We start from the raw sequence: 10,413 nt of genomic DNA on the forward strand, positions 1-10,413 counted from the left end.
GCGCCTCGCGGTCTATCACCAGGTCGTAGCCCGCGTCCTGGTCACCGAGGGTGTCACTTACGCTGTTCCCAATCGTCAGCAAACCCCGCAAATCGCAATTCAGGAACTTTTTCCCCATTTTTGGAGAACATTTTTTGTAAGTATCCTTTTTTCTGCTCTTTCAACAAATCTAACTTACGCTGATGAAGAGCGATAGTATCGTCGAGCCCCTTAAAGAATAATCCTATTTTAGTTTGTTCTATTTCACTAGGAACATAAACCTTTTGATCTTCGAGATCTGATTTACTTAGATTACCAATTGCCCCATTCCCACCAGAAACAAAAATGTTTATAAATTTACTATACCATGAAGAACTCATAATAGCATTTACAAATTCCGGTTTTTCAGCCCTTGCGACAAGCATAAATCCACCATGAACAGTATCATTTTCAATCCCTTCAATCAAAGCATGCTTACCAACTAAACGGCTAGATCCATTTGCAGAAGTGATAAGAATATCCCCATTTTTCACTTTGTCAATTTTAACTGCCTCTTTATTTACAAAGACATCGTCCGATTTAATTAAAAAAGTATCTTCTGCAATATTGGAAGAACGAAGAACCCTAATACCATATTTTTGGACATCGGATGGCTTATATGTTAAGCCCCGTCTTACTTCAGCTAAATTTGAGAACTTACGCTCTTCCCAATCATCCGTAAAACCTTCAAACCTTAATTGTGGACTCTTTTTACTCATCATGCCCACCTCTCAAAAGAAGACGCATCGAATCAATTAAGGCTTGATTCTCTTCACTTTCTGAAAAATCGTCAATCAACGATAAGAGCACTTGCTCTTGTTGAACTAATTCTTCATTGACCTTAAGGAGATTGGTATTTACTGCAACCAAATCAACCGGTTCCTCTTCCTCAAAGGTATCGACATAACGAGGGATATTTAAGTTAAAGTCATTTTCTTGGATCTCATCAAAACTTGCAACATGAGCATATCTTTCAATATCTTCTCGTTTTTTGTAGATAGAAACAATTTTATCAATATGTTCATCCAACAGGACATTTTTATTTTTTTGTTTTTCAAAATCTTGAGAAGCATCGATAAATAAGACATCACGATGAGAGCGGTTTTTCTTCAAAATAATAACCGTTGTCGGAATACTCGTTCCAAAAAAAATATTGGCCGGCAAGCCAATGACCGCATCAATGGCTCCCATTTCTAAAAGGGCTTGACGAATGGTTCCTTCTGCGGCTCCTCTAAAGAGCACGCCATGCGGAAGGACAATTCCCATTGTTCCCGATTCTTTCAAATGGTAAAAACCGTGAAGGAGAAAGGCAAAGTCAGCTTTAGATTTAGGCGCTAATTTTCCAAAACGCTCAAAACGAGGGTCAGAGAGAAACTGATCTGCCGCTGACCATTTTGCAGAATAAGGTGGATTCATGACTACGGAATCAAACTGATAAGGCTCTTCTGAGGGCCAATCGGCATCTAAAGTATCTCCGTTATTCAGGTTCATGCGTTCTTTATCCACCCCATGAAGAATTAAGTTCATACGTGCCAAGTTAAAGGTCGTTGTATTTAACTCTTGTCCATGATAGTGCACTTGATTTGGATTGATGAGATAGCGACGAATATTAAGCATCAAAGAACCTGAACCCATCGCAGGGTCATAGATATGAAAAGGTGCTCGAGATTCTTGGCCGATTGAAGTGATCTCTGACATGATGCGTGAAACAGCTTGTGGGGTATAAAACTCGCCTGCTTTTTTACCCGCACCTTCCGCAAACATCCCAATTAAATACTCATAAGCGTCCCCAATCACATCGCCATTGTGTTCAAATAAGTCAATCTCATCTAAAGCACGCAAGACCTCAGTAATCGTCACATTACGTTGTTGTGCATTTGAGCCTAATTTTGTGGAGTTTAAATCAATATCCGCAAACAATCCACTGAATTCTTCTCCTTGACGTTCCAACTCATTAAAACCTGCTTGTAAGTCGGTCAAGTTAAATTCATAGTTATCAGCTTTGAGGCGGTAGTGATAAAACAATTGATCGGGTTGGATAAAGTAGCCTTGTTTGGGTTGGATATTTTCGATTAAATCGTCTTTGTCTTCTTCGTACCATTCCATGAAGCCTGCATACTGAGTGGAACGTTCTGGGAAGGTATCTGTTTTGCCATTTTCTTGTTCATAAACTTCTCTCAGCTGCGCATCAGACAAGTACTTATAGAAAATTAATCCCAGTAAGTAGTTTTTATACTCACTTGCATCCATCTTCCCACGTAAGATATCCGCAGAAGCCCATAGTTGTTGATTTAAACCTGTCGCCATTATAATTCTTCTTTCCATTTTTGAAGTTGTTCAAAGTTTTGTTGTAGTCGTTCTTCTAAAACTTTTGTTCTTCTTCTGTATTTTTCACCCGTTTTGGCTTCAAACTCTTCTTTACTAAGGGTCATCGAATCCAGTAAATGAGTTAAATAAGGGATCGTTTTCTTATCGCCTTGATATTCATTCATTGCAGACTGTAAAAAGTCGAAGGATAATCCAAATTCTTCGGCTTCTTTTTGAAGTTGTCTTTGAATTTCATTTTGAATCGAAGTCTCTTTTAATTGAGCCACATCGATCTCTTCAGTAGTATTGACGAGTTGATCTTTCAAGGTGTGATACATCTTTTGGATTTGAGGATCCTTTTGTTGGATTTCTTTTTCAAATTTTTCAACGGCCCCTGCTTCGTTTAATTGAATCGCTTTCAAAAGTTGATTAATATAAAAACTATCCACGATGTCTTTATGTGTCGCATTGAGCTGCGAAGAAAAAGCAATCTCTTGTAAAAGCTTCTCGAAGTCTTCCTCAGGATGCTCCTCATCCTCGATCATTTCTTTAATCTTTGTTTTAACATTTTCCGTTTTACCTTGATATTGTGGCATCTGCTCCACTACTTCTGAAAATGCTTCAAAGTCCTCTTCGTATTGATCATAGCTTCGGAGCGCTTTATAACTCTTTTCTAGCTTTTGATAAGCACTCACTTGCGCAATCATCGTTTTAAGATCATTGGGTTTATCCGATAGGTCGGCTTCGCTTTGTTTATAAAGTGTTGAACATTCGATAAATTCTTTTTTGACTTCTTCATATTCTCTTGGAATCAGTTGATCAAAGTTTTGATTTTCATTTGAGAATAGACGAAACGTGTTTTGCACATTTTCTTTCATGGTGAAGGGCTTTCTAAAAGAGACAATCAACCCAGAATCTTTTCCTGTATAAATACGATTCGTTCTTGAGAACGCTTGAAGGAGCTTTTGATAGTTCATTTCTCGATCAATATATAAGGTTTGAATCGTTGGAGAATCAAAGCCTGTCAATAAACGATCGACAACAATGACAAAATCTAGCCACTGACCATCCGATTGATATTGCTTTTCCTTACGGGCCAACCGTTTATTAATATTTTGATTGTAGAGTTTCTCATCTTGATAAGGAGAAGCATCAAACTGTTTCGCATACTCTTTCATGATCTCTACTAATTCATCGTCTTGTTCATTTTTTTCTAATTGATCCGGATTGGTTGAGAAGGTAATAGCTACTCTTGGGAAATCTTTATCAATCAGTTGATGACGTTCATCAAATTGTCGCCCATTCAAGAGTGTCCCATTATCTTTCATTTCCTTTAAAATCCGGTAAATATGTTTGGCTTGGGCAATCGAGTGAGTGGTAAGAATGGCTGACATCGTAGGAAAACCATTCTGTACCTTGAACTTTTTGACCACACTTCTCCGATTAAAGATTTTTTGTAACATGGTACGAATATGTTCATCTGTTTCATAAAGTTCCGTAGGCAACAATTTTTCTTGTTGTAAGACATCGTCTGGTAACTTTCCTTTATTGAGTTGGGTGACAATTACCTCTTGATCCTCTTCTGAAATCAGTGAATGATACTCGACTTGAAAGCCTAAAACAGCGCCATCATCCATAGCGTTTTTGGTTGTATAGGAGTGAAGGAGTGGCCCGTATTGCTGGCTCGTCGTTCTGGCAAAGGTTCCATTTTCTTGCTTTTTATTTTGTTCAAAAATAGGCGTCCCCGTTAATCCAAACCAGGTTGAATTGGGTAATATTTTCTTAATTCGCTTCATTTCCTCATCACTAACCGCACGATGAGCCTCATCAACAATAAAAACAATATGTTCTTGCCGTAGCTTCTCAAATTGATTCGAGCCTTTTTCTTCACTCTCTTGTTGGGCACTTCGCATAGCCGCAGAGAGTTTTTGAATCGTGGTCACTAAAATCGTATTATTATTTTTTGATGAAAGGAGGTTTCGAGCCAACTGTTTTTGATTTTTGATCCCAACAATCAAAGTATTGGCTACCGAATTTCCGGTCGTTTGTCCGGTATGATATTCCGAGGCAAACTTCGTAAACTCATCCTGCGTTTGAGCATCTAAGTCTGTTCTATCAACAACCATGACCGTACGATCGACACCGATCGCATTTTGTGCTAATAATTTCGTTGCGACAAAACTGGTAATGGTCTTTCCTGAACCTGTCGCATGCCAAATAAATCCTCCTTCATGCTGTGCAGCTTTTTGACGAATCTTACGAATAGCATGAATTTGGTAAGGTCTTAAAGCCATGAGGAATTTTTGATTTTTTTGATCATCGACGAGAATGGTATATTGGCTAATCAATTCATGGGCATCGGGTATCCGCAAAACTGTACGAGTAAAATCAAACAAATCGGAAACCGTTTGATTGTCTTCAGTCCGCCAATTAAATAAAAACTTCTTCATCCGAGCATAGGCTTCAGCGGTATCTTCACTAGGTCTTGCAAAGTATCGGGTATCAACTTTATTGGAAATCACCATGATTTGAGTGGTTGCGTAAATCCCTTTAAAAAATCCATCTTCTGCATAACGCTGAATTTGATAATAAGCTTGCATAAAACCGTCTTTAGCGGACTCTTTTTTGAGCTCAATATGAATGATTGGGAGCCCATTAATCAGCAAGCTCACATCTCCACGATCTACTCTAGAGGAATCTGGGACCACTTGGTGAACCACCTCATAAGAAGAAGTTCCTCCTGAGATATCCTTATTTCTAAAGGCTTCTAAAGTCACTTTTTTCCCATTTTCTCGCTCTAATAAAACTTGAGCCACCCCGTTTTCTCCTCTAAGCCATTGAGAAGCTAAAAAAGGCGTTCCGGTCAAACGTGAAAACTCGACTTTGACTTGCTTAAATTCTTTGTCCGTTAATAGTTGCTCTTCCAATACTGCTAAATTTATTCGGTTCAAATGGCCTCTAAAGTTTTGCCAAAGTGCTTCTTCCGACTTCAAGTCCGGACGATAAGTCCACTGATTTTCTTTCTCACTTAAGATCTGTATGAACTGGTTTTCAATCATTTGTTCCGAATGACTCATTTGATCCCCCTCATTTCCATAGTTTCCACCATTTTTTAGATTCTGTTTTTACCGGCTCTTTTTCTTTTGCCTTGTTTCGTTCTTTTTCTGATAACCTCAATTGAGCTTTCAATTCATTGATTTCTTCCTGCGCCTCACCCCTTATCGACGAGCCATCTTTCATATCCTCCTGAGGCATTTTAAGAGCTTTCAATTCATTGATTTCTGATTTATACTCTTCTAGTACTTTTTTATCCTGTAAGGCTAGACGTTGTTGCTGGTCTAATAGCTTATGAAGATCTTTTTTTTCTGATTGGAGTTCGGACACTAGATTCCTTAAAAATAAAATCTCTTCATTCCCCTCTGGATTGTCATCAACTGAATTATCCACGTTGTCGTCAACAAAAACTTTTTGTTGACGTTTTTTAGTTGACGTTTTGTTAAAAAAAGCATTCTTAATAACTTTTTGACCATCAACGTCAACGTAAACGGTATTTCCTTTTTTTGACGTAAATTGACGTAAATCTATTGACGATTCTTTTTTTATTTTTTGCCATACAGCTTGCTTTGAAACACCTATTTCATCCGCAAGCTCTTTGATTGTCTTTAACTTTTCACTCATCATAAGTCCTGCCTTTTAACCGTGGGTAGGTATTGCTCGATTGCTTTTTTGAGATACTTAGTGATATTTTTCTTTGAGTAGTCTTCTCGCTTGGCTCTCACATAAGACAAGTGGTCTTTGACCCCATTCAAACCTCGTAAGTCTTTCAGTTCGTCATAGAGAGGGTACACGTGTGCTTGTAAGCCTGAAAGAATTTTAGTATCCGTCAAGTCTAGATAAGACAATAAGAAATGTTCCATAAGCAGCTTGGTATACGGACTTTTTAGGGCTTGTACCGTCAGCATGTCTTCGGTTTCTGCTTTACGTGCTTTATCTTCTTGGTAGACTTTATCTTCCAACTTGTAGCTGTTATCGTCTGCTCGACGTTTTTTCGTAATATGAAAGACGATAGAATCAATCGAGCGCCCCTTTTTGACTTTGTCATACGTCACGGTAAAAGAAGTATGATCATTGATTTCTTCCAAAGGTTTTTTTAATATCCATTTTTCTAAATCTGCAAAAAGTTTATATTCATTGACTATATCCGTCATTTCTCGTAATTCTCGGATTGAAATTGAAGGATTGCGGTAGGCTTCCACTTGTTCTTCTCTCCGTCCACCCTTATAACTATAATGCTCGTATTGGTTATAATTCATAGATAACCAACGATACAAGATGATAGAATGTTTACTATTGAGTTCTGAAATATCGGACAAGGCATGTTGTGTGAAATTCTTTTTAAGATTGATTAGATAAGGCATGATTTCAGGACTAAATCGAATAGTAACTTCATCATGATAATCGGTCCACTTTACATAGGGAATAGGGACGATATTTTCAAACTCAAACCCATGTTCTTTTTTTTCTTTAATTTTGAAAAAAGCTTGTTTCTGCATTTTCTCAACTGCCTGCTTGAAACGACTATGTTTGTCATTGTCAGAAACTTTAAAAAACGTAAAAAGTTCTTCTTTTGAGAGATAGACTGTATGATCTTTAGGCGGTTCTTCGGTATCAATGCACGATACGGCTAACTCAAACATTTTGAGTGGGGTTTTATCCATTTTGGCAATGCTGGTAATTAAAGAATTATGCTCCACTACTTTTCGTTTTGATAATTCGTTCAAGATTTGCACCTGCTTCTGATTTTGTTCATTTTTTGGTATACTAGACATAGAAATACGCTCCTTTGAGTGTTTTTAGATACGCATGAAGATTCTCTCGACGAAAAGTGTTTCTTCATGCTTTTATTATACCATAATACATGGAGAAGATAATAGACATTCTCCATGTATAAACAGTTTTTTCTCCATATATAAACAGTTTTTTCTCCATATATAAACAGTTTTTTCTCCACATATTATTCTTTAACCCCTTGAAAACACTCACTTTTTTTTGACGCAAAAGAACAAAAGATTAAAATATATATGATAAATTAAAATAGGCTTCGCCTTTTTTTATTTTTTTCAAAAATTTAAAATCAAAAGTCAAAATCATCCCGTAAGCAAACAGACTAATCAATATAGAATTTGATCAGTCTGTTTGTATCGGTTATTTATAAATCTTCTGTTTTTATTTCATAATATCCCTCGTAATAATAACTCGCATCAATTCCTTTAAAGAATTGTTCTTTTCCTAAATCATCGGTTAAAGCCTTTTGAATCAAATATTTTAATTCATTGGTGCTGACTGTACTACGGATCATGGCATTTAAATATTCATCCTTATCAATTTGATTCCAATCGACAATTTTGTGTAGTTTATTTTTAAGAATTAAATCCAACCAGATACGAGTGGCTCGTCCATTGCCTTCCCTAAAAGGATGCGCCACATTCATATCCGAGTACTTATCAATAATTTCATCAAATGTTTCTTGAGGTAATTTATCAATATATTCAAGTGTTTGCGCTAAAAAAATACGTGGCGCAAATTGAAAGTTTCCTTTCGCAATATTCACTTCTCGAATTTTTCCTGCAAAGTCGTAAATATCTTGGAATAAAAACTGATGAATATCAGATAAGCCTTGAAACGTCCCAATTTCCAGATCCTCTATTTTGCCAGACTCAAACAATTCTTTGGCTCTTTTTTTCGTTAATAACTCTTCTTGTTTGGCTAATTCTGCTGAATTTGTTAAGCCTAATTTATTATCTAAAACCAAAATATCCCCTCACTCTCTATTTTTTCGGAAAGATTCTTTTGAAAATTTTTGGACGTTGATCAAACCATGTTGAAGCGGTATACATTAATCGAAAACTGCCATAAATTCCAGCACCGATTAAACCAAAACCACCTAATCCAAGAACGACTGCCCCATAAGGATGTTTAGGCTGTATTTCCATCACTGTGTCATACAAAATATGCAAACCCCAACCATCCCAGATACCTTTATAAATCCATCGTCCGATGAGAATACCGACAACTAAGAAACAGAACAGGCAGATAATATTCACAATCAAAATACTGTAACGTTCGACAATCTCACGTTTGCGATCTGCTTTTATCTGCTCTTTTTGTTCATTCAGTTCTTTTTTCAAAGCGAGTAATGCTTGTTTTTCAACTTGAATGTCTTTCAGTATGGTCGCTTTTAAGTTTTCTGCCTCTAAACGATGGAGTTGTTCTTGAATGGCAGACTCCATTTTTTGACTCGCAACAGCTTCTATTTTTTCTTGGTAGCCCCGAAAGTCTTTATTAACTTCTTGACGGACTAAGCGGTCTAGTTCTGGAACGTGACTGAAATCAATTTTACCATTTTTATAAGCATTTAATACTTGAACAACGAGTTGTTCATCTTTATTCATCGACTCATCCCCCGATCATGATCTTTTGTTGGTTTCTTTTCAGACTGTACGTCTCTATTCACTTGTTTTTCTAGGCTTTTCTGTTGTTCTTGCTCGTAATTTTTCATGTCTTTTGAAAAGCGACGTTCAAAATCATCGAGGATTTTCTCTTTTGTTTGCTTTAATTTTCTTGTAACGCGTTGAGTAAGTTCTGGTACTCGTCCTGCAAGCTGTTTGATTGTGTCAATAAATCGATTAATTTTTGATTCTCGCTTGAGAGCTTCTGATTTTCTTGGTTCAATTGCTTGTTCAAGGCTAACAATTTCTGATTCTCTTTGTTGAGTGTCTCGCTCAAGCGGAGTAATCGCTGGTTCTCGTTGTTCAACAGCTCTAAATTCGTTTTGTCTTGCTCGGTTTTCCAACTCATGTAAAATGGTCTCCCTTCCAAAATCAGAACCCAATCGGGTCTCTCGTGCTCGTCTTTGCTTGTTATTGGCGTCTAAAAAGGCATATGAGAACGTTTGGCCTCTTTCTGATAGAATTACCCCATTGTCAGATAATCGTTCCTTAAACGCTTCGTATGAGCTCACAGAGACATCTTGAAGCGATTTATTGATTCTTTCTCTCAAATCATCCATGTAAGAATACTCATTTTTGGCGATTAGTTCTTTTTCTGTCTCTGTTTGGCGCTCATTTGGTGGCTCTAAAATGTGCCAGTTCTCTCGAGAAGCGAGTCGATCATTCATTTCTCGTGCTCGTTGAACGCTTTCTCCTTTTTGTTCTCTTAATTTATTGCCTGTCTCTAAATTGACCTTATTGACAATGATGTGGTTGTGTAAGACGTGATTTTTTCCGTCTAAATGCGTATACACAGCACTTTGATGGTTAGGATAGAGATTTTCTGCTAATTCAACGCCTAAATCATTGGCTTTTTGCCAGTCTTTTTGAACTTTCGGATTCAGTTCATCTAAGGCGAAAGATTGGGTAATACGCAAGACTTGATTGGATTCTTTGGTTTGGTTATGAAGTTGTCGAATGACATCAAATTGTTCTTTGGCGATAAAGGGATCAATCCCGTTGGTTCCACCCACGGCAACTGCCCGACAATTTGTCAGCTCCACAGGACGTTCCAATTGATGGTCTTGTAGCCACTGTTCAGTTTTTTCATGCATGGGTCTGTCTTGCCCTAAAGCATAATTAAGGGCGCTCGCTGCACTTGCGCCATTGCTTATTTTTGCAATTGTTGCCATAACTCTTGATACCCCTTTTGAGCTTGAGCGAGTACTCCGTATGTATAGCGTAAAGCCACGATCAGCTCTTTATCTTGGTTGTCCATCCGATCGAATTGATTGAGTTTCTTGGCGATTTGATTTAAATTGGTTCCTTGTTTTGAGAGTTCTAATAATAAAGATTTCGCTTGGTCATGTTCGAGATAAGGTTTTTTTAAATGAGATTTTTGTGCTAATTTTTTCGCATAAAGATTCGGAGAGAGTCCATATGTTTCTCCTGAAATTTTCAGCTTATTGTATTGTTCTTCAGATAATCTAAATTGAATGTACTTTGTTTGATTTTGTGATACTTCTTTCTGATCCATAAATAGCCTCCTCAAAGATAAAATGCCCCAGCGCTCATTCCTCAATCGCCCTTTGTCATTGAT

The 10,413-nt window shown here is 37.3% G+C and carries 9 protein-coding genes; all 9 read right to left on the reverse strand.

All coding sequences use genetic code 11. The annotated features are described in order from the left end of the window. Positions 1-53: 53 nt before the first annotated feature. Entirely contained in the window at positions 54-740 is a 687-nt protein-coding gene (locus AB0M26_RS30485) for a restriction endonuclease subunit S (protein WP_365266074.1), read from the reverse strand. Continuing rightward, complete coding sequence (locus tag AB0M26_RS30490) at positions 730-2,325, reverse strand: type I restriction-modification system subunit M (RefSeq protein WP_032398726.1); 1,596 nt, start codon at positions 2,323-2,325, stop codon at positions 730-732. The genes AB0M26_RS30485 and AB0M26_RS30490 overlap by 11 nt, the downstream gene beginning before the upstream one ends. Next, the gene (locus tag AB0M26_RS30495; protein WP_058212877.1) at positions 2,325-5,402 is read right to left on the reverse strand and encodes an HsdR family type I site-specific deoxyribonuclease; all 3,078 of its coding nucleotides are present in this window, start codon (positions 5,400-5,402) and stop codon (positions 2,325-2,327) included. The genes AB0M26_RS30490 and AB0M26_RS30495 overlap by 1 nt, the downstream gene beginning before the upstream one ends. Before the next feature lie 10 nt (positions 5,403-5,412). Further along, positions 5,413-6,006 carry a hypothetical protein gene (locus AB0M26_RS30500; RefSeq protein ID WP_351502938.1) on the reverse strand — a complete coding sequence of 198 codons (594 nt, stop codon included), beginning with the start codon at positions 6,004-6,006 and terminating at the stop codon, positions 5,413-5,415. Then, positions 6,003-7,154 carry a RepB family plasmid replication initiator protein gene (locus tag AB0M26_RS30505; RefSeq protein ID WP_365266077.1) on the reverse strand — a complete coding sequence of 384 codons (1,152 nt, stop codon included), beginning with the start codon at positions 7,152-7,154 and terminating at the stop codon, positions 6,003-6,005. Before AB0M26_RS30505 ends, AB0M26_RS30500 begins: the two co-directional genes overlap by 4 nt. Before the next feature lie 380 nt (positions 7,155-7,534). Then, entirely contained in the window at positions 7,535-8,137 is a 603-nt protein-coding gene (fic, locus tag AB0M26_RS30510) for a protein adenylyltransferase Fic (RefSeq protein WP_003131447.1), read from the reverse strand. Positions 8,138-8,153: 16 nt separating this feature from the next. Then, the gene (locus AB0M26_RS30515) at positions 8,154-8,777 is read right to left on the reverse strand and encodes a mobilization protein (protein ID WP_259760236.1); all 624 of its coding nucleotides are present in this window, start codon (positions 8,775-8,777) and stop codon (positions 8,154-8,156) included. Next, positions 8,774-10,006 carry a relaxase/mobilization nuclease domain-containing protein gene (locus tag AB0M26_RS30520; RefSeq protein ID WP_352177421.1) on the reverse strand — a complete coding sequence of 411 codons (1,233 nt, stop codon included), beginning with the start codon at positions 10,004-10,006 and terminating at the stop codon, positions 8,774-8,776. The genes AB0M26_RS30515 and AB0M26_RS30520 overlap by 4 nt, the downstream gene beginning before the upstream one ends. Then, positions 9,985-10,413: plasmid mobilization relaxosome protein MobC (mobC, locus tag AB0M26_RS30525; protein WP_351154068.1), on the reverse strand; the 429-nt coding region annotated here is incomplete at its 5' end. The genes mobC and AB0M26_RS30520, both read right to left, overlap by 22 nt.

The sequence above is a fragment of the Streptomyces sp. NPDC051776 genome (assembly GCF_040681345.1).
Taxonomy (GTDB): domain Bacteria; phylum Actinomycetota; class Actinomycetes; order Streptomycetales; family Streptomycetaceae; genus Streptomyces.